At 63.9% G+C, this 25,955-nt stretch carries 25 protein-coding genes; 16 read left to right on the top strand and 9 right to left on the bottom strand.

Annotation, left to right across the window (positions count from 1 at the left end):
• Window positions 1–65 precede the first annotated feature (65 nt).
• Window positions 66–713: an alpha/beta hydrolase gene (locus tag GA0061098_RS14100; RefSeq protein ID WP_014495555.1), complete on the bottom strand. Its 648-nt coding sequence runs from the start codon at window positions 711–713 to the stop codon at window positions 66–68.
• A gap of 350 nt (window positions 714–1,063) precedes the next feature.
• Between GA0061098_RS14100 and GA0061098_RS14095 the strand changes: the two genes are divergently transcribed.
• From GA0061098_RS14095 to GA0061098_RS14060, 8 genes are all read left to right on the top strand, one after another.
• Complete coding sequence (locus GA0061098_RS14095; protein ID WP_091956853.1) at window positions 1,064–2,206, top strand: cysteine desulfurase family protein; 1,143 nt, start codon at window positions 1,064–1,066, stop codon at window positions 2,204–2,206.
• 125 nt (window positions 2,207–2,331) lie between these two features.
• Complete coding sequence (sufB, locus tag GA0061098_RS14090) at window positions 2,332–3,828, top strand: Fe-S cluster assembly protein SufB (protein WP_091956852.1); 1,497 nt, start codon at window positions 2,332–2,334, stop codon at window positions 3,826–3,828.
• A gap of 61 nt (window positions 3,829–3,889) precedes the next feature.
• A complete protein-coding gene (gene sufC, locus GA0061098_RS14085) occupies window positions 3,890–4,642 on the top strand; it encodes a Fe-S cluster assembly ATPase SufC (protein WP_165637354.1) in 753 nt (250 codons plus the stop codon).
• 11 nt (window positions 4,643–4,653) lie between these two features.
• A complete protein-coding gene (gene sufD, locus GA0061098_RS14080; protein ID WP_091956850.1) occupies window positions 4,654–5,958 on the top strand; it encodes a Fe-S cluster assembly protein SufD in 1,305 nt (434 codons plus the stop codon).
• Entirely contained in the window at window positions 5,955–7,202 is a 1,248-nt protein-coding gene (locus GA0061098_RS14075) for a cysteine desulfurase (RefSeq protein WP_091956849.1), read from the top strand. The genes sufD and GA0061098_RS14075 overlap by 4 nt, the downstream gene beginning before the upstream one ends.
• Window positions 7,199–7,570 carry an SUF system Fe-S cluster assembly protein gene (locus GA0061098_RS14070; RefSeq protein ID WP_091956848.1) on the top strand — a complete coding sequence of 124 codons (372 nt, stop codon included), beginning with the start codon at window positions 7,199–7,201 and terminating at the stop codon, window positions 7,568–7,570. Before GA0061098_RS14075 ends, GA0061098_RS14070 begins: the two co-directional genes overlap by 4 nt.
• 49 nt (window positions 7,571–7,619) lie before the next feature.
• Window positions 7,620–8,018 (top strand): HesB/IscA family protein, encoded by a 399-nt coding sequence (locus tag GA0061098_RS14065; protein ID WP_018323036.1) that lies wholly within the window; start codon window positions 7,620–7,622, stop codon window positions 8,016–8,018.
• A gap of 184 nt (window positions 8,019–8,202) precedes the next feature.
• Window positions 8,203–8,625, top strand: coding sequence for a TfoX/Sxy family protein (locus GA0061098_RS14060; protein ID WP_165637353.1), 423 nt, complete (start codon window positions 8,203–8,205; stop codon window positions 8,623–8,625).
• A gap of 62 nt (window positions 8,626–8,687) precedes the next feature.
• Here GA0061098_RS14060 and fabA read toward each other — a convergent pair whose 3' ends face one another.
• From fabA to GA0061098_RS14040, 4 genes are all read right to left on the bottom strand, one after another.
• Window positions 8,688–9,218: a bifunctional 3-hydroxydecanoyl-ACP dehydratase/trans-2-decenoyl-ACP isomerase gene (gene fabA, locus GA0061098_RS14055; RefSeq protein ID WP_091956983.1), complete on the bottom strand. Its 531-nt coding sequence runs from the start codon at window positions 9,216–9,218 to the stop codon at window positions 8,688–8,690.
• A 198-nt stretch (window positions 9,219–9,416) separates the two neighbouring features.
• Complete coding sequence (locus GA0061098_RS14050; RefSeq protein ID WP_091956846.1) at window positions 9,417–10,484, bottom strand: GGDEF domain-containing protein; 1,068 nt, start codon at window positions 10,482–10,484, stop codon at window positions 9,417–9,419.
• Window positions 10,485–10,649: 165 nt separating this feature from the next.
• Complete coding sequence (locus tag GA0061098_RS14045) at window positions 10,650–12,203, bottom strand: DEAD/DEAH box helicase (protein WP_091956845.1); 1,554 nt, start codon at window positions 12,201–12,203, stop codon at window positions 10,650–10,652.
• A 299-nt stretch (window positions 12,204–12,502) separates the two neighbouring features.
• Complete coding sequence (locus GA0061098_RS14040; protein WP_091956844.1) at window positions 12,503–13,465, bottom strand: helix-turn-helix domain-containing protein; 963 nt, start codon at window positions 13,463–13,465, stop codon at window positions 12,503–12,505.
• Window positions 13,466–13,672: 207 nt separating this feature from the next.
• Between GA0061098_RS14040 and GA0061098_RS14035 the strand changes: the two genes are divergently transcribed.
• From GA0061098_RS14035 to GA0061098_RS14015, 5 genes are all read left to right on the top strand, one after another.
• Entirely contained in the window at window positions 13,673–15,187 is a 1,515-nt protein-coding gene (locus GA0061098_RS14035) for a caspase family protein (protein ID WP_091956982.1), read from the top strand.
• 30 nt (window positions 15,188–15,217) lie between these two features.
• Window positions 15,218–15,478 (top strand): hypothetical protein, encoded by a 261-nt coding sequence (locus tag GA0061098_RS14030; RefSeq protein WP_245323305.1) that lies wholly within the window; start codon window positions 15,218–15,220, stop codon window positions 15,476–15,478.
• A gap of 261 nt (window positions 15,479–15,739) precedes the next feature.
• Window positions 15,740–15,991, top strand: a complete 252-nt coding sequence (locus GA0061098_RS46085) for a hypothetical protein (RefSeq protein ID WP_245323301.1) — start codon at window positions 15,740–15,742, stop codon at window positions 15,989–15,991.
• Window positions 15,992–16,331: 340 nt separating this feature from the next.
• Window positions 16,332–17,579 (top strand): FAD-dependent oxidoreductase, encoded by a 1,248-nt coding sequence (locus tag GA0061098_RS14020; protein WP_091956842.1) that lies wholly within the window; start codon window positions 16,332–16,334, stop codon window positions 17,577–17,579.
• A 180-nt stretch (window positions 17,580–17,759) separates the two neighbouring features.
• Complete coding sequence (locus tag GA0061098_RS14015) at window positions 17,760–18,524, top strand: outer membrane protein (protein WP_091956841.1); 765 nt, start codon at window positions 17,760–17,762, stop codon at window positions 18,522–18,524.
• Between the two features lie 116 nt (window positions 18,525–18,640).
• On the opposite strand, the gene GA0061098_RS14010 is transcribed toward GA0061098_RS14015, so the two are convergent.
• The 4 genes from GA0061098_RS14010 to parE form a co-directional block, all read right to left on the bottom strand.
• Complete coding sequence (locus tag GA0061098_RS14010) at window positions 18,641–19,411, bottom strand: SDR family NAD(P)-dependent oxidoreductase (RefSeq protein WP_091956840.1); 771 nt, start codon at window positions 19,409–19,411, stop codon at window positions 18,641–18,643.
• 21 nt (window positions 19,412–19,432) lie between these two features.
• The gene (locus GA0061098_RS14005) at window positions 19,433–19,618 is read right to left on the bottom strand and encodes a hypothetical protein (protein ID WP_091956839.1); all 186 of its coding nucleotides are present in this window, start codon (window positions 19,616–19,618) and stop codon (window positions 19,433–19,435) included.
• A 305-nt stretch (window positions 19,619–19,923) separates the two neighbouring features.
• Window positions 19,924–20,706 (bottom strand): outer membrane protein, encoded by a 783-nt coding sequence (locus GA0061098_RS14000; protein WP_091956838.1) that lies wholly within the window; start codon window positions 20,704–20,706, stop codon window positions 19,924–19,926.
• 428 nt (window positions 20,707–21,134) lie between these two features.
• Window positions 21,135–23,180 carry a DNA topoisomerase IV subunit B gene (parE, locus tag GA0061098_RS13995; protein WP_091956837.1) on the bottom strand — a complete coding sequence of 682 codons (2,046 nt, stop codon included), beginning with the start codon at window positions 23,178–23,180 and terminating at the stop codon, window positions 21,135–21,137.
• A gap of 273 nt (window positions 23,181–23,453) precedes the next feature.
• Here parE and GA0061098_RS13990 point away from each other — a divergent pair, with 273 nt between their 5' ends.
• The 3 genes from GA0061098_RS13990 to argC all read left to right on the top strand — a co-directional run bounded on the left by GA0061098_RS13990 (window position 23,454) and on the right by argC (window position 25,852).
• The gene (locus GA0061098_RS13990; RefSeq protein ID WP_091956836.1) at window positions 23,454–23,984 is read left to right on the top strand and encodes a DedA family protein; all 531 of its coding nucleotides are present in this window, start codon (window positions 23,454–23,456) and stop codon (window positions 23,982–23,984) included.
• Between the two features lie 225 nt (window positions 23,985–24,209).
• Entirely contained in the window at window positions 24,210–24,875 is a 666-nt protein-coding gene (locus GA0061098_RS13985) for an FMN-binding negative transcriptional regulator (RefSeq protein WP_091956835.1), read from the top strand.
• The gene (gene argC, locus GA0061098_RS13980) at window positions 24,872–25,852 is read left to right on the top strand and encodes an N-acetyl-gamma-glutamyl-phosphate reductase (protein ID WP_091956834.1); all 981 of its coding nucleotides are present in this window, start codon (window positions 24,872–24,874) and stop codon (window positions 25,850–25,852) included. The genes GA0061098_RS13985 and argC overlap by 4 nt, the downstream gene beginning before the upstream one ends.
• Window positions 25,853–25,955 lie beyond the last annotated feature (103 nt).

The raw sequence follows: 25,955 nt of genomic DNA, 5'->3' as shown, positions 1-25,955 counted from the left end.
CGGGGCTTTGTGTCCGCGGATGGAGAGTCCCGGATTGCGCTTCGCTCCATCCGGGCTACAAGGTCTTAGCGAACGTTCGCGAGCCGCATGTCGAGATACGCCGTGATGGTTTCCATCAGCGGTTCGAGCTTGGCGTCGAAGAAATGGTTGGCGCCGGGGATGACCTGCTGGTCGATCACGATGCCCTTCTGCGTCTTCAGCTTCTCGACCAGCGTGTTGACGTCCTTCGGCGGCACCACCGCGTCCTTCTCGCCATGCACGATCAGGCCCGACGACGGGCAGGGCGCAAGGAATGAGAAGTCGTAGAGATTGGCCGGCGGCGCGATCGAGATGAAGCCCTCGACCTCGGGGCGGCGCATCAGGAGCTGCATGCCGATCCAGGCACCGAAGGAGAAGCCGGCGACCCAGCAGGCGCGTGCTTCGGGATTGATGGTCTGTGCCCAGTCGAGGGCTGCGGCGGCGTCCGACAATTCGCCGGTACCGTGGTCGAACGAGCCCTGGCTGCGGCCGACGCCGCGGAAATTGAAGCGCAGCACCGAGAAGCCACGATGCGCGAAGGCATAGTAGCACTGGTACACGATCTGATGATTCATCGTGCCGTGAAACTGCGGATGCGGATGCAGGATCATCGCGATCGGCGCGTTCTTCTGCTTGGCCGGGTGATAGCGGCCTTCGAGACGGCCGGCAGGGCCAGTGAAAATAACTTCAGGCATCGATGATCTCTTGATTGATTTGCTGGAGAGACGATCCGCGGCAATCAACCGATTGTGGCCTCATCGGCAGGTACCGACGGAAGCGCGAATGAAGGGTGAGAAGGCGCGCCTTGCGGTGATGCGCTGAAGGCGCGCGGTGACTTGACGGTGCGGGTTCTAACATAGGCTGAGGGTCAAAAAGCAAGCATCTTGAACATCACTCAATGGGCTCAAGATGTTAGCGTGTCATGGTCGCGTCATCAGCTGCCGCGGATATGGAATCGCCCGTTGCCAAGCGCGTGTCGGGGCGCCATGTCGGGCTGGATGGGCCCCACGGGCCAGGTTTCCCAAGCAAGGTAATATAATACTACATGCGGAACCGCGTTTATCTCGACTGGAATGCGACCACGCCGCTGCGCGCGGAAGCGCGACGCGCAATGCTCGCCGCCTGGGACCTGGTCGGCAATCCGTCATCGGTCCATGCCGAGGGACGGGAGGCGCGACGGCTGGTCGAGGAGGCCCGTGCCACGCTGGCAGGAGCGGTAGGGGCGCTGCCGCGGAACGTCGTCTTCACCTCCGCTGGAACGGAAGCCAACGCGCTGGCGCTGTCGCCTGGCCTGCGGCGGTCGTCCGGCGGCCCGGCGGTCGAGCGGCTGCTGGTCTCGGCCGTCGAGCACGCTTCGGTGCTGACCGGTGGCCGGTTCGCGGCGGACAAGATCGGTCTGATCCCGGTGATGCGTTCCGGTGTCGTTGACCTCGACCATCTCAGGAGCCTGCTCGGTGACGGCCCTCCGGCACTGGTTTCCGTCATGGCCGCCAACAACGAAACCGGCGCGCTCCAGCCGGTCGCGGAGGTCGCCCGGATCGTCCATGAGGCCGGCGGCCTCCTGCACGTCGATGCAATCCAGGCGCTTGGCAAAATCCCATTCCAAATCAAAGATATGGGCGCGGATCTTGCGACTTTTTCTGCACATAAGGTCGGCGGCCCCAAGGGCGTCGGCGCGCTGGCTATGGCGGAGGGACTGACAGGATTGGATCCGTTGCTGCGGGGAGGCGGCCAGGAGCTGAACCGGCGCGCGGGAACCGAGAATATTGCGGGAATCGCCGGCTTTGGCGCAGCGGTGAAGGCCGCGCTTCAGGCTCTTTCGGAAGATGCGGAGCAGATGGCAACCCTCAGAAACCAATTGGAAAATGGCATCCGAGGAATCGCCGGCGCAACGATCTTCGCGGACGAGGTCCGGCGGTTGCCAAATACCGTCCTTTTCACCGCGCCTGGCCTCAAGGCTGAGACTGCCGTGATCGGCTTCGACCTCGAAGGCATCGCAGTCTCCTCGGGTTCGGCCTGTTCCTCGGGCAAGGTCCAGCCGTCCCATGTGCTGTCGGCCATGGGGTACGATCCCGCCGTGGCCCAGGGAGCGGTGCGTCTCAGTCTGGGCTGGTCCACGGAACTCGATGACATCAATAGGGCGTTAGAGGCTTGGCGAAAGCTCGGTAATACCCTACTTAAGAGCTAAGCGATGAAACACGGCTTGAACGGTTCTAAGCAGGTGCTTTCCGCCAAAAAACATCGTAATAGACACCGTAATAATCGTTCGAGTTTGATCCACCGCGGTCCTTGAAACCGCGAGCGGAGGATGGAATGCCAGCCGTACAAGAGACGGTCGAGCGCGTGAAGCGCATCGACGTCGACCAGTATCGTTATGGGTTTGAGACCCTGATCGACTCCGAGAAGGCGCCCAAGGGGCTCTCGGAAGAGATCGTAAAATTCATCTCGCAGAAAAAGAATGAACCGGACTGGATGCTCCAGTGGCGGCTCGAGGCCTATCGGCGCTGGCTGACCATGACCGAGCCGACCTGGGCGCGCGTCGATTATCCCAAGATCGACTTCCAGGACCTCTACTACTACGCGGCGCCGAAGCCGAAGAAGACGGTCACCTCGCTGGACGAGATCGATCCGGAGATCCTGAAGACCTACGAGAAACTCGGCATTCCCCTGCGGGAAGTCGCCATGCTCGAAGGCGTCGAGCCCAAGCCCGGCGAAGAAGATCCCGCCCGGCGCAAGATCGCGGTCGACGCGGTCTTCGATTCGGTCTCGGTTGCGACCACCTTCAAGGCGGAGCTGAAGAAGGCCGGCGTGATCTTCATGCCGATCTCGGAAGCGATCCGCGAGCACCCTGAATTGGTGCAGAAATATCTCGGCTCCGTGGTTCCGACCTCGGACAATTTCTACGCGACACTGAACTCGGCGGTGTTCTCCGACGGCTCGTTCGTCTACGTGCCGCCGGGCGTGCGCTGCCCGATGGAGCTGTCGACCTATTTCCGCATCAACGAGCGCAACACCGGCCAGTTCGAGCGCACGCTGATCATCGCCGACAAGGGCTCCTACGTTTCCTATCTCGAGGGCTGCACTGCGCCGCAGCGCGACGAGAACCAGTTGCATGCCGCCGTGGTTGAGCTGGTCGCGCATGACGATGCCGTGATCAAATATTCGACGGTGCAGAACTGGTATCCGGGCAATTCGGAAGGCAAGGGCGGCATCTACAATTTCGTCACCAAGCGTGGCGACTGTCGCGGCAACCGTTCGAAGATCTCCTGGACCCAGGTCGAAACGGGTTCGGCGATCACCTGGAAGTATCCGAGCTGCATTCTCCGAGGTGACAATTCGAGCGGCGAGTTCTACTCGATCGCGATCTCGAACGGCTTCCAGCAGGTCGATTCGGGCACCAAGATGATCCATCTCGGCAAGAACACGTCGAGCCGGATCATCTCCAAGGGCATCGCGGCCGGCAAGTCGCAGAACACCTATCGCGGCCTTGTCACCGCGCACCGGAAAGCGACCGGCGCGCGCAACTTCACCGCCTGCGACTCGCTGCTGATCGGCGATAAGTGCGGCGCGCACACCGTGCCGTACATCGAGGCCAAGAACTCCTCGGCGACGTTCGAGCACGAAGCGACGACCTCAAAGATCTCCGAGGACGTGCTGTTCTACTGTATCCAGCGCGGTCTTTCGCAGGAGGAGGCGGTCGGCCTCGTCGTCAACGGCTTCGTCAAGGATGTGCTGCAACAGCTGCCGATGGAATTCGCGGTGGAAGCGCAGAAGCTGATCTCGATCTCGCTTGAAGGGTCGGTCGGTTAATACCGACCCTCGCGGTGCGCTTAAGCGCTCCATGCATCATTTGAATAGACTGGACACCAAAATGGCTTTGCTTGAAGTGAAAGACCTCAAGGTTCGTGTCGAGGAGCGTGAGATCCTCCACGGGCTGACGCTGACCGTGAACGAGGGCGAGGTCCACGCGATCATGGGGCCGAACGGCTCCGGCAAGTCGACGCTCTCCCACGTCATCGCCGGCAAGCCCGGCTACGAGGTCACCGACGGCCAGATCCTGTTCAAGGGTGAGGATCTGCTCGAGATGTCGCCGGACGAGCGCGCCGCCAAGGGCGTGTTCCTGGCGTTCCAGTATCCGGTCGAGATTCCCGGCGTCGCCACCATGAACTTCCTGCGCACCGCGCTGAACGCGCAGCGCAAGGCCCGCGGCGAGAGCGAATATTCGACGCCGGACTTCCTGAAGAAGGTCCGCGAGGTCTCGAAGTCGCTGAACATCCCGCAGGACATGCTCAAGCGCGGCGTCAATGTGGGCTTCTCCGGCGGCGAGAAGAAGCGCAACGAGGTGCTGCAGATGGCGCTGTTCGAGCCGAGCCTGTGCATCCTCGACGAGATGGATTCTGGCCTCGACATCGACGCGCTGCGCATTGCGGCCGACGGCGTCAACGCGCTGCGCTCGCCCAAGCGCGCGATGGTCGTCATCACCCATTATCAGCGGCTGCTGAACTACATCGTGCCCGACGTGGTGCATGTGATGTCGAAGGGCCGTGTCGTGAAGAGCGGCGGCAAGGAACTGGCGCTGGAGCTGGAAGCATCCGGCTACGCCCAGTTCGAGGATGCCGCGTAAGGAATTTTGCAATGAACGTTGCTGTGGCAAAGACCGGAAAGGGCCGCGCGGTGAGCGATCTCTTCACCAGCGCCGAGGGCCGGCTGCCGGGTTCGACCGCGGTCACCGCCGTGCGACGCGAGGCGTTCGAGACCTATGAGCGTCTCGGCCTTCCGCACCGCCGGATCGAGGAATGGAAATACACCGACCTGCGCGCGCTGGTCGGCGAGGTGCTGCCGCTGGCAGCCGCGCCCGATGCGGCCGCGCTGAAGCGCGCCGCGGACGCGGTGAAGACGCATGCGATCGCAGGAGCCCGCAAGCTGGTCCTGGTCGACGGCGTGTTCGCAGCCGATCTCTCCGACGTCAAGGCGCTCGCCTCCGAGGCCGGCTTCAAGACGCTGCGGGAGACGCTGGAGAAGGATGCCGGTCTGCTGAAGACCACGTCCACGGATGCCGTGATCGCGCTGAACGCGGCGATGGCGACCGACGGCGTCGTGCTTGATATCGCCGATGGCGCACAGCTGTCCGCGCCGATCCAGATCATCCACATCGCGACCGCGGCTGCCGCATCGGCCTTCACCCGCTCGCAGGTCACGATCGGGAAGGGCGCGCACGCCACTATCGTCGAGAGCTTCGTTGCGGCAGGCAGCAAGGCCTACCAGGTCAATGACGCCGTGATCGTTTCTGTCGGCGATGATGCCGACGTTGCGCATATTCGCCTGATGGACGACGCACCCGACGCCGTGAACTTGACCTCGCACTTCGTCACCGTCGGCGCCAACGTGAAGCTCAAGTTCTTCAATATGACCACCGGCGCGGCTGTCAGCCGCCTCCAGGGCTTCATCACGCTGGCGGGGGAGGGCAGTGAGCTCTTCGCCAACGGCGTCAACCTGTTGCAGAAGACCGAGCACGGCGACACCACGCTGGTGGTCGACCATGCCGTGCCGAACTGCGTCAGCCGCGAGATCTTCCGCGCCGTGATCGACGACCGCGCTCATTCGGTGTTCCAGGGCCGCATCATCGTCCGCCCCGACGCGCAGAAGACCGATGGCAAGATGATGACCCGCGCGCTGCTGCTCTCGGATGAAGCCGAGGCCGACAACAAGCCCGAGCTCGAGATCTTTGCCGACGACGTCTCCTGCGGTCACGGCGCCACCGCCGGCGCGCTCGACGATAGCCTCTTGTTCTACCTGAAAGCGCGCGGCCTGCCGGAGAAGCAGGCCCAGGCGCTGCTGATCCAGGCCTTTGTCGGCGAAGCGATCGAGCAGATCGCCGATGATAGTCTGCGCGAGCACGTGATCGGCATTGCCGAGCGCTGGCTGGAGCGGCGGTCATGAGCACGCATCCCGCGGTCAAGAACGGCGCCTACGACGTCGCGCGCGTGCGCCAGGATTTCCCGGCGCTCGCGATGCAAGTCTACGGCAAGAAGCTGGTCTATCTGGACAACGCCGCCTCGGCGCAGAAGCCGAGCGCCGTGCTCGACCGCATGACGCAGGCCTACACGAGCGAATACGCCAACGTGCATCGTGGCCTGCATTACCTCGCTAACGCGGCGACCGAAGCCTATGAGGGCGGCCGCACCAAGGTGGCGCAGTTCATCAACGCGCCCCGTACGGAAGAAGTGATCTTCACTCGCAACGCGACCGAGGCGATCAATCTGGTCGCCTCGTCCTGGGGCGGGCCGAACATCAAAGAGGGCGACGAGATCGTCCTCTCGATCATGGAGCACCATTCCAACATCGTGCCCTGGCATTTCCTCAGGGAACGCCAGGGTGCCGTGATCAAATGGGCGCCGGTCGACGACGAGGGCAACTTCCTCATCGACGAGTTCGAGAAGCTGCTGACGGCCAAGACCAAGCTGGTCGCGATCACGCAGATGTCGAACGCGCTCGGCACCATCGTGCCGGTCAAGGAGGTCGTCAGAATCGCCCACGCACGCGGCATTCCCGTGCTGGTCGACGGCAGCCAGGGCGCGGTGCATCTGCCCGTCGACGTCCAGGATATCGGCTGCGATTTCTACGTCTTCACCGGCCACAAGGTTTATGGGCCGACCGGCATCGGTATCCTCTGGGCCAAGTACGACCACCTCGTCGCAATGCGTCCCTTCAACGGCGGCGGCGAGATGATCCGCGAGGTCTCGCGCGAGGTCGTCACCTATGGCGATCCCCCGCACAAATTCGAGGCGGGCACTCCCGCGATCGTCGAGGCCGTCGGCCTTGGCGCTGCCATCGACTACGTCAATTCGATCGGCAAGGAGCGTATCGCCGCGCACGAGCACGATCTCACTAGCTATGCCCAGGATCGGCTCCGCGAGATCAATTCGCTGCGGCTGATCGGCACGGCACGGGGCAAGGGCCCGGTGATCTCCTTCGAGCTGAAGGGCGCACACGCCCACGACGTCGCCACCGTGATCGACCGCCAGGGCATCGCGGTGCGCGCCGGCACCCATTGCGTCATGCCGCTTTTAGAGCGGTTCAACGTAACGGCCACCTGCCGGGCCTCGTTCGGCATGTATAATACGCGGGAAGAAGTCGATCATCTGGCACAGGCGCTTTTGAAGGCGCGGGATTTGTTCGCATGAGTGACACGGCCGAAATCAAAGCTAGTCCGATGGAGACCCATTCGGCGCTGCCGCGGGAGGAGACCGAGCGGCTGACCACGGAGATCATCGCCGGGCTGAAGACCGTGTTCGACCCGGAAATCCCGGCCGATATCTACGAGCTCGGCCTGATCTACAAGGTCGAGATCAAGGACGACCGCTCCGTCGACGTCCAGATGACGCTGACGACGCCGAACTGCCCGGCCGCCGGCGAGCTGCCGACCATGGTCGAGAACGCGGTTGCCAGCGTCCCCGGCGTCGGCGTAGTCGACGTCAAGGTCGTCTGGGAGCCGCCGTGGTCGCCGGAACGCATGAGCGACGAGGCGCGCCTCGTGCTCAACATGTGGTGACGCGTAACCTCAGCATTGAATTTGCTCCGCAACGGACCAGATAGATAAGATGACCCAGGCGACACCAGCATCCACTCCGAAGCCGCGGCGACCGCGCCCGCAGGTGATGCGGCTGACGGACGCTGCTGCCCAGCGCATCACCGAGCTGACCCAGCGCGCCGATTCCGAGATCGTCGGCCTGCGCGTCGGCGTGAAGAACGGCGGCTGCGCCGGCCAGTCCTACACGGTCGAATACGCCCACGACGTCCGCCCGACCGACGAGGTCGTCGAGGACAAGGGCGTCAAGATCCTGGTCGATCCCAAGGCCGTGCTGTTCCTGCTCGGCACCGAGATGGACTACAAGGCCGACAAGATGCAGGCCCAGTTCGTCTTCAACAATCCGAACCAGATTTCCGCCTGCGGCTGCGGCGAGTCGGTTGAGCTGCGGCCGGCCAAGATCGACGGGTAAGCCCGGCTCGCGCCGATCACTCCGTCGTCGTCCCCGCGAAAGCGGGGACCCATACCGCGTGATTTTTCTTTAGCGGGAGGTGCCAGTACCGGAGCTGGCACGACTAATAGTCTTCGCTCAACTTCTCCCTGTGGTTATGGGTCCCCGCTTTCGCGGGGACGACGTTGGGGAGAGAGAGCGCACGATGGACCGCGAATTTCTGACCGACCTGTTCGCCGATTTCGGCCCCGTCACCATCCGCAAAATGTTCTCCGGCTACGGCATCTCCGCCGACGGCATCAACTTCGCGCTGTCGCTGCGTGCCGGCCTGTTCTTGCGCGCCGACGAGGTGACGATCCCAGACTTTGAAGCCGAAGGCTCAAAGCCGTTTCAGTACTCGACCCGCGCCAAGACCGTGGTGGTCAACTCCTATTGGGAGCTGCCGGCGCGCCTGTTCGACGATTCCGCGGAGCTAGCACAATGGGCGAGGGCTGCCCTCGCTGCCGCCCAGCGTGCCAAGGTGAAGAAGCGGCCGAAGAAGAAAGTGGCGAAGAAGCCAATCGCCAAGAAGCAGTCGGCCAAGAAATCGGTTCGTAGGGTGGGCAAAGCGAAGCGTGCCCACGGTTAGGCTGCTGATTGTGGAGAGATGGTGGGCACGGCGCTTGCGCGCCTTTGCCCACCCTACGAGCCTCAATCCACGGCTTTGGTCAGGCCAACCCTCATGTCCTTGGCGGTGAAGACGCAGACGCTGTCGGCAAGCACACGGCCATCGGCAATTCCGAGCACCAGCTTGCCGCGGCGGACCATCCGCATGGCGACCTCGTAGCGCACGCGTCGCGTCTCCGGAGTGATGGTGCCCGTGCACTCGACTTCGCCGACGCCGATGGCGCGGCCCTTGCCCGGTGAGCCCGACCAGCCGAGCCAATAGCCGACCATCTGCCACATCGCATCCAGGCCCAGGCTTCCCGGCATCATCGCATCACCTCGATAGTGACAATCGAAGAACCAGTGGTCCGGCACGATATCCAGCTCGCCGACGATATGGCCCTTGCCGAATTCGCCGCCGTCCAGGCTGATTTCCGTGATGCGATCCATCATCAGCATCGGTGGCGCCGGCAATTGCGCATTGCCGGGGCCGAAATAGCCGCCTTCGCTCGATCTCAGCAGCTCATCCCTGGTGTAGGACGGTTGCGGCGCGTGAAAATCATGGGGATTGGGCACGACGACAAGTCCTTTGCGGGCTCGGGTGCAGGCGGCCAATGTTGTCGTGTCAGATGTTGTTCGCCACGGAATAATGTCAAGCGGCGATGCTGTAGGGTGGGCAAAGCGAAGCGTGCCCACGGTTCGAAATAATCATGCCGAGATCGTGGGCACGGCGCTTACGCGCCTTTGCCCACCCTACGGCAGCTCTTTGAAAATCTACGCCACCCGGCTGTGGGTCTCGACCGCGTATTCCGGATCGGCTTCGCAGATCACGCGGTTGCGGCCGTTGCGCTTGGCGGCATAGAGGCAGGCATCCGCACGCTCGATCAGCGCGTCGGTGTCGTCGCCCTGCTTGAGCATGGAGACGCCGACGGAGATGGTGACGCGGCCGAGGATCTCGCCGGTGGACTTCTTCTTCAATTCCTTCGCCATCACCGCGCGGCGGATGTGGTCGGCCACCGTGAGGGCCTGACGCAGCGCGGTGTTGGGCAGCACGACCGCGAATTCCTCGCCGCCATAGCGCGCGGTGATGTCCTGGCCCTTGATTGTCTGCTTCAGCGACAGTCCGACGAGCCGCAGCACCTGGTCGCCGGTGAGATGGCCGTAGGAATCGTTGAACGACTTGAAATGATCGATGTCGAACAGCAGCAGCGACAGCGGCTCGCCCGAGGCGAGGGCGCTCTGCACCGCCATGTCGATCATGCGGTCGAAATATTTGCGGTTGCCAAGGCCCGTGAGCGGATCGGTCAGGCTCTCGGCGCGGATCGCCTCCAGGCTCTGCTGGAGATTGCTGATCTCGTTCATCGACAGCGTCAGCCGGTCTTCCAGCGTCTTGTTGGTCTCGCGCATCTCGCTGGTCGAACGCAGCAGCGTCTCGACGATCGCCTTGATCTGCTCGCGGTTCTTGGCCGACGCCAGTTTCTCGGTGGCTCCCGACAGGCTGGCATCGTAGGAGCCGGTCATGCCGAGTGCATCGCTCAAGACCTTCATCACGTCGTCGATCTCGCCGATGACGCGCGCACCGACCTTGTCGATGCGGTCGGTGGTCTTGATGTGGGAGAGATAGGTCTCGTAGATCTGCTCGAGATCGGCTTCAGTCAGCTTGCCGCTGCGCGCCAGCGTCTCATTGACGATCTTGTTGAGCGGCGCGTTGTAGCCGGTGGCGTAGACGTACCAAATCTCATAGTTGCGGGGAATTGCCGTCTGCCGCAGCGATCGGATCTGCCCGAGTGCTACCTCGGCGAACGCCATCGTGCGTTCGTGTTCATCGAGAACCTTGACCACGGAACATACCCCACAGCGGTCGATGCGCCGTCGACCGCAGCAATGCTTAAATTATGTTCGTAGGCTAACGGACGATCGTGAACACCCCGTAAATATACGTTCACGAATGCATCTAAAAAATTGTGCGGCGGCTTTGCTCAACCGAAACCTGGGGCGCTTCGCGCCTCAGGCTCCGGCGGGGGAGGAGCGAACCGGCCGCAGCAGAAACGCCGGCAGATGCGAATGATCGCCCGGCTCGCTGTCGGCTTCGCGCTGGCGGCGGGGCTCGGGGCGGCCGATCGACGGCACATGCGAATTATTAGCCTGCTGGCGCGCGTCGTGACGCGGCTCGGCCCTGCGCTTGTCGTCAGAACGATGCCTGGCTTCAGCGGGCTGTCTTGCCTCCGAAGAACTCTTTGCTTCGGAAGAATGTCTTGCTTCAGAAGATTGTCTTGCCTCGGAAGCATGTCTCGCCTCGCCACGGGGCTCGCGCGGCTCGTGGCTGCGCTCACGATCGCGGCCGCGCTGCGGCTTGCCGCGTCCGCCGCGTGAACGTTCGCGGCCGCGCGACTCGCGCGGACGCTCGGTCCCATCGGAGGCTTCGGCGTGGATTTCAAAGTCGCCTTCGGCGCGCGGAATGCTCTGGCCGATCAGCTTCTCGATTGCCACCATCGACTTCTGGTCGAGCGGCGTCACGATCGAGATCGCGGTGCCGGTGCGACCGGCGCGGCCGGTGCGGCCGACGCGGTGGACGTAGTCATCGGGATGGTGGGGGACGTCGAAATTGAAGACGTGGCTGACCTCGGGAATGTCGAGGCCGCGGGCGGCAACGTCCGAGGCGACGAGAAGCGGTAGCTCGCCCTTGCGGAACTGTTCGAGCGCCGCCATGCGGGCCGGCTGGTCCATGTCACCGTGCAGTGCGCCGACGCTGAAACCATGCTTCTGGAGCGATTTGTGAACGATGGCGACTTCGCGCTTGCGATTGCAGAAGATGATCGCGTTCTTGAGATCCTTGGCCTCGCGCAGCAGGCGGCGAAGCAGTTCGCGCTTCTCATGCGCCTCGCGCCCGGCTGGCACCTGGGATTGCGTGACGGTCACGGCAGTGGTGGCAGGCTTGGACACTTCGACCTTCTGCGGATTGTGCAGGAAGGCTTCGGTGATGCGCCGGATTTCCGGCGGCATGGTCGCGGTGAAGAACAGGGTCTGTCGCGTGAACGGGACGAGCTTGCAGACGCGTTCGATGTCGGGGATGAAGCCCATGTCCAGCATGCGATCGGCTTCGTCGATGACGAGCAGCTCGACCCCGGTGAGGAGCAAACCGCCACGCTCGGTATGGTCGAGGAGGCGGCCGGGGGTGGCGATCAGCACGTCGACGCCACGCGTCAGCTTGGCATCCTGGTCGCCGAAGGAAACGCCGCCGATCAGAAGCGCGACGTTGAGTTTCTGGCCGGCGCCGTAGCGGTCGAAGTTTTCCTTGACCTGGGCCGCGAGCTCGCGGGTCGGCTCGAGGATCAGCGTGCGCGGCATGCGCGCCCGGGCCCGGCCCTTTTCGAGGATGGTGAGCATCGGCAGCACGAAGGCCGCGGTCTTGCCGGTGCCGGTCTGGGCGATGCCGAGCACGTCCTTGCGTGCGAGGACGTGGGGGATCGCCTGTTCCTGAATGGGGGTGGGGGTGGTGTAACCGGTGGCCGCCACTGCGGCGAGGACTTTTTCGGACAGTCCGAGATCTGAAAAGGACATTGAGCCTCTGGTCGAAACCGCCGTTCGGAATCGAGGGTAATAAGGCTGTCGCGTTCCACCCCGAAACGGCGCGCTCTCAAAGAAGCTGGGGGTGCTGACTCACGCGAACAAAGCGCCAGGCTCAGGAATCGGTCTTCGATCTGAGCCGCGTCGCCCCGGAACATAGGCGGGAATCGGCCAAAGTCAATGGAGCGGGCGCGGGAAGGTCCTAAAAAACCTGAGGTTTTTACCAAATAGCGGGTGCGACTGGGGTTTTTCCGCCCAACCTCGCGCTCCGGCCTGAGCCGCCAAAACGGCGGCTAACGCCTATCGGAGCCCTGCGCCCGGAAGTCGCCTGGGGCCATGCCATAAGCGGCATTGAAGACCCGGTAGTAGGTTGCCAGGCTCTCGAAGCCGCAGGAGGTCGCTATGTCGGCGATCAGCCGCTCCGGTGCCTCACGCATCAGGCGGCGGCTCTGTTTCAGGCGTTCGTCCGTCACGGTCTGTGAGAAGCTCTTCGCCGCAGTCTCGAACAGCATGTGCAGGTGGCGTACGGACACGCCGAGTTCGTCGGCCACCATCGTCGGTGCCAGATCCGGGTTTTGCAGGTGGCCCGCGATCAGGCGCTGGGCCCGCGAGAGGCGGGCGGTCCGTAGCGCGGCCTGTCCGCGCCGGCTGCCGGGCCTGACGATGCCGCGCTCGATCAGCGCCAGATGGGCCAAAGCCTGGACGAGGGAGGTCGCATCGCTGGCGCACTGATCCGTGGAGGCTTCGCCGAGCTCGGCAAAGCAGGCCCCGAGCAGGGGCGCCAGGGTGGGATCGCCGAACGTCCGGGGCGCAAGCTCGCGCATGCGTTTGTCCTGCGCCGGGATGCTGCTGACTGGAATCTTCAGGATCCGCAGGTGGAAGCCCCCGGCGCCCAGCGGCGCCGTGCGGTAGGGCAGGTCGGTATGGCTGGTGGCGAAATTGTCCGGGGCGATCGCGAAGTCGTTTCCGCGCATGCCGCCGAACCAGCCGCCGCTGCCGAGTTGCTGGTAGACGCAGATGCTGTCGCCGGGTGCGTAGGCGATGTCGGAGCTGCTGCGCTCGACCGTATATTGCGAGGCCTTCAGCTCGACGAGGCCGGCGCCGCCAAGCTGGCGCAGCGAGAATTCGCCGAAGAAGTCCGCGCGCCGTTCGCGCTCGAGTTCGGCGGTTACGCCGAACAATCCCTTGGAGCGCACCTCGCGCCAATAATCGAAGCGATCGTGCGGCTCGACTTCGTCGGTACACCAGCGATACACGGCAGCCCCCTCGCTTCGAGCGCGTTTGCCTGATGCCAAAGAAAAAGCAGATTCCGGCGCAATCTGCCATAGGCAGATCGTGGAACCGGGGCCCGGGCCCTTGAACCCTCGTTACCTCTGGGCCGACTATCACACAGCGGCAGGGGGTCCAATGAACTGCTGTTCGAGGGAAGCGGCGTGGCGCCGTTCTGCAACGGGAATTTTGCGATGACGCGTCGGCTTTTCGGAATTCTGGCGGCCCTTGGCCTGGCGGCGGGCCTGAGCGGCTTTGTAGCTCCCGCCTATGCCGAGAAGCGTGTCGCGCTCGTCGTCGGCAACAACGACTACAGGAACGTTCCGAAGCTGCTCAAGGCGGTCAACGACGCCCGAACCATGGGCGATACGCTGAAGCAGCTCGGCTTCTCGGTGATGGTCGCGGAGAACCAGAGCCGGCAGCAATTCTCCGAGACCCTGCTCGCCTTCGACAAGACGATCGAGCCAGGCGACACCGCGTTCTTCTTCTACGCCGGCCACGGCTTCGAGATCGCGGGCCAGAACTACCTGCTGCCGACCGACGTGCCGGCGGCGACCGAAGGGCAGGAAGAGCTGGTGCGTGACGCCTCGATCTTGGCCGACCGCATCGTCGAGCGCCTCCAGAACAAGAAGGCGCGGACCTCGATCCTCGTATTCGACGCCTGCCGCAACAACCCATTCGAGCGCAAGGGCACCCGCGCAGTCGCCGGTGGCGGCGGGCTTGCCCCGATGGTGCAGTTGCCCGAAGGCGTGTTCTCGGTGTTTTCGGCAGGTCCCCGCCAGACCGCGCTCGACCGCCTCTCCAACGACGACGCCAATCCCAATTCGGTGTTCACGCGCACCTTCGCCAAGGAGCTGCTCCAACCCGGCGAGAACCTCGTGCAGGTGGCGCAGCGCACCCGCCGTGCCGTCAGCGAGATGGCCGATACCGTCAAGCACAGGCAGGTGCCGGTCTATTTCGACCAGATGGTCGACGATGTCTTCCTCAGCGGCGTGGCGAAGGATGCTGCCGCGCGGCCGGCCGATCCGCCGCCGCAGAAGCTCGCGGCGCTGCCGCCAGTGTCGGTGCCGCAGATGCCGAAGGAGGAGACCATCAACGCGCCGATCGCGAGCTTCTCGCGGCACAATGGCGGCTGGAGCGTGGTGTTCTCGTTCGCCGACCCGACTCTCGGCATTTCCTGGCGCATGGCCGGCAAGGGCGATTTCCGCGAGACCGGCTTCATCGACACGCTCGATCCGCGCACGCGCAAGCGGATGCCGAACCCGTCGATCGAATTGCCGCCGGATGCACAGGCCGGCACCATCGAGGTCCGCTATGTCGATCAGTCCGGCGACATGCAGGGGCCGTTTCCGATCAGGTTCGATCCTGAGGCCGCGCTGATCCGCGACCAGCGCAAGATCCTCGACATGACGTCGACGAGCTGGCTGTCCTTCCGCGAGTTCAACGGGCTGCTGGTTTACTACACGCACCTCGTGTCCTATCGCTGCGCCATCCGCGAGGTGCGCATCGGCATCGACACTGCCGTGCCCAACCAGGTGCTGAAGATGCCTGCTTGCGACATGCGCGACCCCAGTGCGATCACCGCCGGCATGCCGCTCTACATGAAGCTTGCACCCGCCACGCAGTCTGTCTCGGTGGAGTTGACCTATCGCGACGGCAGCGTCTCGGAGATCAAGAGTTTCCGCAGCGCGAACCGCGGCAATAATTGAGGCCGTGTTGATCGGGCGGGGCGTGACGGGATGGACGAACTTAATTCGGACAAGCCAACGGTGGAAATGTTAGAGCCGGGGATGACAAAATTCATCATCGTCGCGCTGCTCACGACGCTTCCGGCTCTGGCGCAAACTGCTCCAATCCCCACGCAGCCACCGACCGACCGGGAACGCGTCCAAGCGGACCGTGCGAAGGCCGCCGAGGATGAAAAGGTGGCTCCGATGACGCGTCCCTGGGATCGTGATTCCGACGGCAAGCGCCCATGGGAACGGAAGTCGAAGCCCTGAGGTAGTGGACGTCCGTTCGCCGCAGGCGACGGAACAAGTCCTTGGTCACCTGGATTGTCTGTCAAACCAGGGAGACGATCCATGATCCGCAAGTCCATCCTCATAGCCTTCGCATGCGCTGCGCTTTCAACGACCGCTTTTGCCCAGGGAGGCGGGGGTGCTGGCGGAGGCGGCGGTGGTGCGGCTGGCGGTGCCGGTGCTGCTGCCGGTACGGGGACCGGGGGCGGAAGCGCGGGATCCGCTGCCAGCTCGGGTGCCGGAATGGGCACCTCATCCGGCAGCGCCAATTCGGGGCCGTCGGCTCCTTCGGGAATGGGCACTCATGGCACCACCACCGGTGCCAACGTCAACACCAATACCGGCTTGAACAATCCGAACGCTCAGTCCCCGACTGCAAACGGCACCTCGCCAGCGGCCGCGCAAGCTGGACGGAACGCAGGTGTCGGTCATGCGCCGAACGGGTTGCCGATCGGCAGTCCGGGCACCGGGACCAGCAATGAGGATCAGAAATAGTCTAGATCCCGTGCAGGAGAGCCCGCCGCAGTGCGAGCCTTTCCGTTGCCGCGCAAGTGGCGACCGGCTGCGTGACGCGCGCGGCTGATGGTAGACGCGGCTCCTCGCCGCGAGCAACGCTAGGCCCGCGGCTTGCTCTCTTCCGCATCGCAGCTTCGGCGCGTGTCCTGATAACAACAGGGCGCGCGGCTTATTCCCGGGATCGGAAGGGCCGGCGTGATCTGAGCGGCCGGCCGGCGTTGGAGATCGCGCATCCACATTCAAGCGCCGTTCGATCGGAATCGGCGTTACATTGCCCGCCATATCTTGATCGCTACTCGCATCGCGGATCGTGGCTGCAATGACATCCGACCAACAACCGAACCGGACGAAAAAGGTCCGTTGCTGCATCGTCGGCGGCGGGCCGGCCGGCATGATGCTCGGCTATCTCCTGGGGCGCGCCGGCATCGAGGTTGTGGTGCTGGAGAAGCATGCGGATTTCTTCCGCGATTTCCGCGGCGACACCGTGCATCCCTCGACGCTCGAGGTCATGGACGAGCTCGGTCTGATCGACGGCTTCCTGAAGCTGCCGCATCAACGCCTACAGAAGATGGACGGCCTGTTCGGCGGCACACCGGTGCGCATCGCCGATCTCAGCCGGCTCCACACCAAATACCCCTTCATCGCCTTCATGCCGCAATGGGATTTTTTGAATTTCCTGCGCGAGGCCGGCCGGCGCTTTGCCTCGCTCGAGGTGATGATGAGTACGGAGGCGGTCGATCTAATCCGCCGCGGCGAGACGATCGCCGGGGTGCGGGCGAAAACGCCTGACGGCATCATCGACATCGAAGCCGATCTCACCATCGCCTGCGACGGCCGGCATTCGACGGTGCGCGAGCGCGCCGGCCTCGTCGTCGAGGAAATCGGCGCGCCGATGGACGTGCTGTGGTTCCGCGCCGGCCGCAAGGCCGACGAGACGGAAAGCGTGTTCGCGCGCGTCGAGCCCGGCAAGATGATGATCACCTTCGATCGCGGCGACTATTGGCAGTGCGCCTATGTCATCGCCAAGGGACAGCATGAGGCGGTGAAGGCGAGGGGACTGCAGGCGCTGCTCGACGACGTCGTGCGCATGGCCCCGATCCTCAGGTCCGGCATCGCCGACGTGAAGAGCTTTGACGACGTCAAGCTGCTGACCGTCGCGATCAACCGCATGGCGCGCTGGACGCGGCCGGGTCTGCTTTGCATTGGCGATGCCGCGCATGCGATGTCTCCGGTCGGCGGCGTCGGCGTCAATCTCGCCGTGCAGGATGCAGTCGCAACCGCCAATCTGCTGGCGGACAAGATGCAGCACGGCTGCCCGCCCGAGAGCGATCTCGATGCCGTGCGCCGTCGCCGCGAGTTCCCGGTGAAGATGACGCAGCGAATGCAGGTGATCGTGCAGAACAAGATCATCAGCGGCGCCTTGCAAGGCAGTGACCGGCCGCTCAAGGTGCCGCTGATCGTGCGCCTCATCACCGCGCTGCCATGGCTGCAGGGCATTCCGGCGCGCCTGCTTGCGCTCGGCGTGCGGCCCGAGCACGTGCACTCGAAAGCTGCGCCGGCAGCGTAGCGCGGGAATTCGGTATGGATAATGCTGCGTTAAACCGCGTGTGCAGCGTTGCGAGGGTGCAACAGCGCCGACGGATTTGCGGACCGGCGCGTGCCCATGCGCCGCGTTAACTCTCTTGATTCGAATTTTAGTAACACCCGTCTGTGACCGTGCGTCCATCAAAGGACACGGGGCTGTACCATGCGTAACAAATTGATTGCCGCCTTCGCCTGCACGACCGCTCTGGTTTCGACGGGCGCGGCCTCCGCCGCCGATCTCGGCGCGCGCTACACGAAGGCGCCAGCCTATGTGGAGCCCCTGTTCAACTGGACCGGTTTCTATGTCGGCGGTCACATCGGCGGCGCATGGACCAACCAGCAGTTCATTAACAACGGGACCGGTGCGCCGTTCGGCGATCTCGTCCCGGGCGAGGGCTATCGTCAGCGCAGCGCGGGCATCATGGGCGGCGCCCAGATCGGCTACAACTGGCAAGCCAACAACTACGTGTTCGGCATGGAAGGCACGATCTCCGGCCTCGACAACAAGGGCTCGTTCACGAACACCGCGTTCGGTGCGGGCGACGACGTGTTCTCCTGGCGCACCAACGTGCTCGCGACCGTGGTCGGCCGCGCCGGCTTCGCCGTGCAGAACAACCTCTTCTACATCAAGGGCGGCTATGCCGGCGCGAACAACCGTCTGTCGGTCAGCGACACCATCGGTGTGTCGGGCTCGGGCGGACAGACCCACTGGGCCAACGGCTGGACCGTCGGCGCCGGCTGGGAATATGGCGTCACCCGCAATTGGATCGTCGGCCTCGAATACAACTACGCTGCCTTCGGCAGCCAGACCTATCAGCTCGGCGGCACCTCGGGGAATTACACCTTCGACGCCAAGCCGCGCGACATCCAGTGGGCCGTCGTGCGCGCGAGCTACAAGTTCGACGCACCTGTCATTGCCCGTTACTGAGCACGTCGACGACGCAACGCGACCAACGATCAAAAAAAGCACTGCCTAAATTCAAAAGCCCCGGATTTGTCCGGGGCTTCTTTTTTTGCGTTGTTGAATGGCCGACAGGCCCGGCCTCAGGCCATCACCGAGAAGCCGCCATCGACGGGGATCGCGGTGCCCGTGACGAAGTTCGATGCCGGCGAGGCCAGGAACACGGCGATGCCGGCGAAGTCGTCGATGTCGCCCCAGCGCCCCGCAGGCGTGCGCGCCAGCACCCGCTCGTGCAATCCCGACACCTGCTGCCGCGCGCCGCGGGTGAGGTCGGTGTCGATCCAGCCCGGCAGGATCGCATTGACCTGGATGTTGTCGGGCGCCCAGGCATTGGCGCAGGCACGCGTGTACTGCACGATGCCGCCCTTGCTTGCCGCGTAGGCGGTGGCGAAGCTCGCACCGAAGATCGACATCATCGAGCCGATGTTGATCACCTTGCCGTTGCCTGACGCCTTCAAGGCCGGATAAGCGAGCTTCGAGCATAGGAAGGCGCTGGTGAGGTTGGTGTCGATCACCTTGTTCCACTCGTCGAGCTCGAGTTCGTGCGGCGGCTTGCGGATGCTCATGCCGGCGTTGTTGACGAGGATGTCGATGCGGCCGAGATCCTTCACCACGCGCGCGATCATGGCTTCGATCGCGGCCTTGTCGGTGACATCGGTCGCAACCGCGATCGCCTTGACGCCGCGCTGCCTGAGATCTTCGACTGCTGCTTTGGACTTGGCCTCGTTGCGTCCGACCACGGCAATGTCGGCGCCGGCATCGGCAAGGCCGCGCGCCATGCCGAGCCCGATGCCGCCATTGCCTCCTGTTACGATCGCGACCTTGCCGCGGAGCTCGAACCGGCTGGATGTCATGCTTGTATTCCCTGGTTTCTTTTATTGGTTGCTCTGCCAGATCAGCACCAGCCCGAAGCCGGCCATGGCGGCGCCATAGGCGGCCCAATGCAGCTGGTTGACCATGAAGCTCGATCGCGGCCAGGGCACCGTACCCGTGCCCTGTCCAATCCAGAGCAGCCCAACGGCGAGGGCAAACAGGCCTGCTACAAGCAGAAATCTGCGCATGCATTCCTCCCCGTCGGTCCGTTTCCGTCGCGACTCGCGGCACGAACGATTGCTGCGGCCACGAAAGCTTGGGGCACACAGTAACCGTAGCTTCGGTTCGGATACAATGGCGCCGCCGGCAGAAGCCAACGCGGCGAAGCCCAGCGCATGTCGCGATGCGGGGGCGGGCGATCACCAATGTTATGTGAGTGATCGGAGTTCGGCTCGCTGCGTACGACACTGAAGTCGAGCATTGGTCGCCGACCAGTCCATAACGAAAAAGCCCCGGCGATGCCGGGGCTTTGACGTCTGAACTTGCGTTCGGATCAATACTTCGCGACGACCGGACCGGTCCAGTTGAAGCGGTAGACCAGCGAGGTCGAGATCGTCTGGTTCCAGCTGTTGGCGCGGACGCTGTTGATGAGCGGCGCGTTGGTGCCATCCAAGAGCTCGGTTTGGGTTTTGGCGTTGTAGAAGGCCGAACGATACTCGGTCTTCATGAACCAGCCCGGCGAAGTGATACCGAAGATGTTCAGGCTGTTCTCGACACCGCCGCCGACGAACCAGCCGTGACGGTCGTAGCTGGCGAGATGGACGCCCACGGGAGTGCCGCCCAGCGTCGTGAAGTTGGTCTGACCGAAGTGGGCGCCCGAGTAACCGCCGTTGACGTAGGAGAGAACGTTCGGGGCGACCAGCCAGCCGAGGCGCACGCCCGCGGCCCAGGAGGTTTCCAGCTTCTGGTTGCCGGTGATGCCGAAGATGGGATCCTGGATGGTGGCGCGGATGCTGCCGAACTGGGCGTCGCCGAACACACCGGCAACCCAAGTACCGCTGAACTGCCAGTCGTAACCGGCGCCGACGGTGCCGAACCAGCCGGAGCCGCCCTGGCGCTGTGTGATCGTCAACGGAGTGCCGGTCGCCGTGTCCACGATGCTCTGGTCGGCATTGGAGAGGCCGCCGCCGCCGCCGCCGAAGACGTAGAAGCCGGTCCAGTTCGCGACGGGCGCCGGCATCGGGGCCTTCACGTAGGGACGGGCACCGAGATCGGCCGCCGAGGCCGAACCGGTCATCGCGGCAACCGCGGTCAGAGCGAGCAAAACCTTCTTCATGATAAAAATCCCCAACCTTGGTCTGTGTAGCAGCGCGAGCGCACTGAAGTTCGTGTCATCTGATGTCCGGACTATAGACGTTTCTCGCCGGAATGCTGTTGCCGGGCAGGCACAGTCGCCGGAAAACGCCGATACGCGGGCATTTCGGTGGCGGCTGTCGAAATCTGGAATAATCACATAAATTCAAAGCCTTACTGAGCTTTTTGGAATTCAACCTCGGGTAAGGTTTCGTTAGTAAATCCCGCCTTGTCCGAAATGGAGGCAGTCGTGCCTCCGCCTGAGCGCCGTGAGTCGTTGGCCGAGTCGCAACGACGGTGCCGGGAATCGCTCAAAGCCGTACGGACCGCAGCGACGTCGTCACCCCCGCAAAGCAAAAGAGCCCCGGCTTTTCGCCGGGGCTCTCGATGAAGCGCTACAGCGCCGAGGACTCACACGTCCAGCAGCTCTTCGCTGGCAAACTCGGCCTTGTCCGAGATGAACGCGAAGCGCGCCTCGGCCTTGGTGCCCATCAGTCGTTCCACCGAATCCGCCGTGGTGTCGCGATCGTCGGCGAGCAGCACCACCTTGAGCAGCGTGCGTTTGCTCGGATCCATCGTGGTCTCCTTGAGCTGCGCCGGCATCATCTCGCCGAGGCCTTTGAAGCGGTTCACCTCAACCTTGGCGTTGGCGTTGAACGTGCTCTTGATCAGCTCTTCCTTGTGCTTGTCGTCGCGCGCGTAAACCGACTTGGTGCCGTGCGTGAGCTTGTAAAGCGGCGGCACCGCGAGGAAGAGGTGCCCTTCGTCGATCAGCCGCGGCATCTGCCGGTAGAAGAAGGTGATCAGAAGCGAAGCGATGTGGGCGCCGTCGACGTCGGCATCGGTCATGATGATGATGCGCTGATAGCGCAGATCCTCTTCGCGGTATTGCAGGAGCTGGCCGCAGCCGATGGCCTGCACGAGGTCGGAGAGCTGGGCATTGGCCGTCAGCTTGTCCTTGCCGGCGGAGGCGACGTTGAGGATCTTGCCGCGCAACGGCAGCACGGCCTGGGTCTTGCGGTCGCGCGCCTGCTTGGCGCTGCCGCCGGCCGAGTCGCCTTCGACGATGAAGAGCTCGGAGCCTTCGGTGCCGGCGTCGGTGCAGTCGGCGAGCTTGCCGGGCAGGCGCAGCTTCTTGCCGGCGGTCTTGCGCGCCGTCTCCTTTTCCTGGCGGCGCCGCAGCCGCTCCTCGGCGCGGTCGATCACGAAATCGAGCAGCCTGTTGGCCATGTTCGGATTGCCCGAGAGCCAGTGATCGAACGGATCCTTCATCGCCTGTTCGACGATGCGCTGCGCCTCCGCGGTGGCGAGACGATCCTTGGTCTGGCCCTGGAATTCGGGTTCGCGCACGAACACCGAGAGCATCACGGCGGCGCCGACCATCACGTCTTCCGACGTAATGGACGAGGCGCGCTTGCCCTGGCCGACGCGCTCGGCGTGATCCTTCAGGCCGCGCAGCAGCGCGCTGCGCAGGCCGGATTCGTGCGTGCCGCCATCGGGCGTCGGGACGGTGTTGGTATAGGAAGAGAGAAAGCCGTCGGCATCCGCGGTCCACGCGACCGCCCATTCACAGGCGCCATGCGCGCCGTTGCGGCCCGACTTGCCCGAGAAGATGTCGGGATGCACCAGCGTGTCGGCGTGAATTGCAGCCGCCAGATAGTCCTTGAGGCCGCCGGGGAAGTGGAACGTCGCTTCGGCCGGGACGTCCTCGACGCCCTTGAGCAGTTCGGGCGCGCAATTCCAGCGGATCTCGACGCCGCCGAACAGATACGCCTTCGAGCGCGTCATCTTGAACAGGCGCTGCGGCTTGAACGCAGCCTTGGCGCCGAAGATGTCGGTATCGGGCTTGAAGCGGACGCGCGTGCCGCGGCGGTTGTTGATCTTGCCGAGATCCTCGAGCTTGCCTTTGGGGTGTCCGCGCTCGAACGTCATGCGGTAGAGCTTCTGGCTGCGCGCGACCTCGACCTCGAGCAACGAGGAGAGGGCGTTCACCACGGAGATGCCGACGCCGTGCAAGCCGCCGGAGGTCTCGTAGACCTTGGAGTCGAATTTGCCGCCCGAATGCAGCGTGCACATGATGACTTCGAGCGCCGATTTCTTCGGGAATTTTGGATGCGGGTCGATCGGAATGCCGCGGCCGTTGTCGGTGACGGTCAGGAAGCCGTCCGCGGAGAGCTCGACGCCGATGAAGGTCGCATGTCCCGCGAGCGCCTCGTCCATCGAGTTGTCGATGACTTCGGCGAACAGATGATGCAGCGCCTTCTCGTCGGTGCCGCCGATATACATGCCGGGCCGGCGCCGCACCGGTTCCAGGCCTTCGAGCACCTCGATGTCGGCCGCGGTGTAGTCGGCTTCGCCGCCGGTTCCGCGCGAAGCCGCCTTGGCAGGCGCGCGAGGCTTTGGCTCATCGCCGCCGAAAAAATCGTCTTTTGCTTTGGGTTTCAACTGCTTGGACATATATCTTGATACGCTTTGAGGGCCGCATCAGCGGCGAATCGGTTAGGCCGACTATGCCACTTCTGACTTGGAAAGGTTACCGCGGGGCGGGCCGGGCGGTTTGGTTGGGAGCCAATCCCGGCGATTTTACGCCGCAGGCCCTGCAATTCCCGGCAATTTGACCGGACCGTCCGCGTCGAGCGAGTTTTGTGACTTGATGTCACACAAGCCCTTGGCTTACCAGTCTTTTTCATCGAGCAGCACCTTGAGACGGGGCGGGAAGGCTTTTTTTAGATGGAGCAGATTGCGCACGCCCTGGCCGATTTCGTGCGCGTTCACCAGGCCTGGGCGGCTCCGATCGTGTTCGTGCTCGCCTTCGGGGAATCGCTGGCCTTCATCTCGCTGCTGATCCCGGCCTGGGGCGCGCTGGTTGCGATCGGTGCGCTGATCGGGGCGAGCGGCATCAGCTTCTATCCGGTCTGGATCGCCGGCGGCCTCGGCGCGGCGCTCGGCGACTGGGTCTCGTACTGGTTCGGCTACCGCTACAAGGAGAAGGTCGCGCAGATGTGGCCGCTTTCGCGCTATCCGGAACTCCTGCCCAGAGGCGAGGCTTTCGTGCGCAGCTGGGGCGTCCCCAGCATCTTCATCGGCCGCTTCTTCGGCCCCTTGCGCGCCTCGGTGCCGCTCGCGGCCGGCATCTTCGAGATGCCTTATTGGAGCTTCCAGGCCGCCAATTTCGTCTCGGCCCTGATCTGGTCGGCCGTGCTCCTGCTGTTCGGCGACGTGCTCGCCAAGATCATGGAATGGATCTGGCGGGTGATCTGACGCCGAAACCTTGACGGAAACCTGATCTGGCTTTATAGCCGCGCGCCATGATCAACGCCGCGACCATCCTGTTCGCCCGTCGCCGCCGCCGCTCTTTAGCGGTTTGGGCGGTCGATCGCGTTTGAGATCATCGTCTTTGCCGCTGGATCCGATCCGCGGCATTCTCTCTCCTGTCAGCGCGATCTGATCCGGCGGCCCCCCAAGGAGGCCCAGCAGGAGACCACGATGTACACGCCACCCTTTTTCAAGCAGGACCGCGCCGCAAGCCTGAAGTTCGCCGAAGAGCGCGGCTTCGGCACCATGTGCGCCTTTGACGGCAAGAAACCGGTCGCTTCCCCGCTGCCGTTCTATTTGACCTATGCGGCTGACGGCACGCCGCAGGCCGCCTTTCATGTCGCCCGTCACAATCCGCTGCTAAAGCTCGCGGACGGCGCAGTGTCCTGGCTGCTCGCGGTCAATGGCCCCGATGCCTATGTATCGCCGGACTGGTACGTCTCGCCGGACCAGGTGCCGACCTGGCTCTACCAGTCGGTGCATCTGAGCGGGCCGGTGCGGATGTTGTCTGACGACGAGCTGGCGGTGCAGATCGACACGCTCAGCGACAAGTTCGAGAACTGGCTGCTGCCGAAGAAGCCGTGGACATCGGACAAGATGACGGCCGGACGGCTGGAAGCGATGAAGAAGGCGATCGTGGGTCTGGTGATGACGGTTGAGGAGGTCGAAGGCAGCTTCAAGCTCAACCAGCACAAATCGGACGCCGACTATGCGGCGATCGCGAATGCGCTCAGCGCCGGCGATGCCGACGCCAAGCAGATCTCACATTTGATGCGGCAGGCAAGGCCGCAGGTTTTTGCCGACGACACGAACATGCTCGAAGGGAGCGCACTATGAGCCTCGCTGACATCAAACAGGCCCCGAAGGGCGCTGCCGCCAAACCCGCAACCGTCTTCGTCGACGGCGGCTCCGGCACCACCGGGCTCGGCATCAACGAGCGGCTGAAGCTCCAGAACGACGTCGTCGTGAAGACGATCGCCGACGACAAGCGCAAGGACCCCGCGGCCAAGAAGGCGCTGATGGAGGAGGTGGATCTCGTCATCCTCTGCCTGCCCGACGATGCCGCCAAGGAAACGGTTGCGTTGGTCGACAGCATGGGCGCTGCGGGCCCGAAGGTGCTGGACGCCTCGACCGCGTACCGCGTCGCGCCTGACTGGGCCTACGGCTTTCCCGAGCTGACGCCGGATCAGGCCGGCAAGATCAAGGCCGCCAAGAAGGTCTCCAATCCCGGCTGCTATCCGACCGGCGCGATCGCGCTGCTGCGGCCGATCGTCGATGCCGGCCTGTTGCCGCAGGATTACCCCGTCGCGGTCAACGCGGTGAGCGGCTATTCCGGCGGCGGCAAGTCGATGATCGCGAGCTTCGAGGACGGCAGCGCGCCATCCTTCGAGCTCTACGGCCTCGGCTTCGAGCACAAGCATCTGCCGGAGATGCAGCTCTATTCGAACCTGACGCGGCGGCCGATCTTCATTCCGTCGGTCGGCAACTACCGGCAGGGCATGCTGGTCTCGGTGCCGCTGCAGCTCGACACGCTGCCCGGCAAGCCCGGTGGTACCGATCTGCAGGCTGCGCTCGCCAAGCGTTACGCCGGCTCGAAATACGTCAAGGTGATGCCGCTTCAGAACGAGGCGGCCAAAGGCGGCCGGATCGAGCCGGAGGCGCTCAACGAGACCAACGTGCTCGAGCTCTACGTCTTCGCCAGCGACAAATATCACCAGGCCGTGCTGGTCGCCCGGCTCGACAATCTCGGCAAGGGTGCTTCCGGCGCGGCCGTGCAGAACATGCGGCTGATGCTGGGATTGCCGGAGGAGTAGGGCAGTCTCGTGCCCCGGACGCAGCGCAGCACTCCTTCAGTGATGCGCTGCAGAGCCGGGGCCCATGTTTTCTGCTTCGTTTGCGGCGTTTTGGGTCCCGGCT

It is taken from the genome of Bradyrhizobium shewense (assembly GCF_900094605.1).
Classification (GTDB): domain Bacteria; phylum Pseudomonadota; class Alphaproteobacteria; order Rhizobiales; family Xanthobacteraceae; genus Bradyrhizobium; species Bradyrhizobium shewense.
This window is presented reverse-complemented; position numbering and strand designations above follow the sequence as displayed.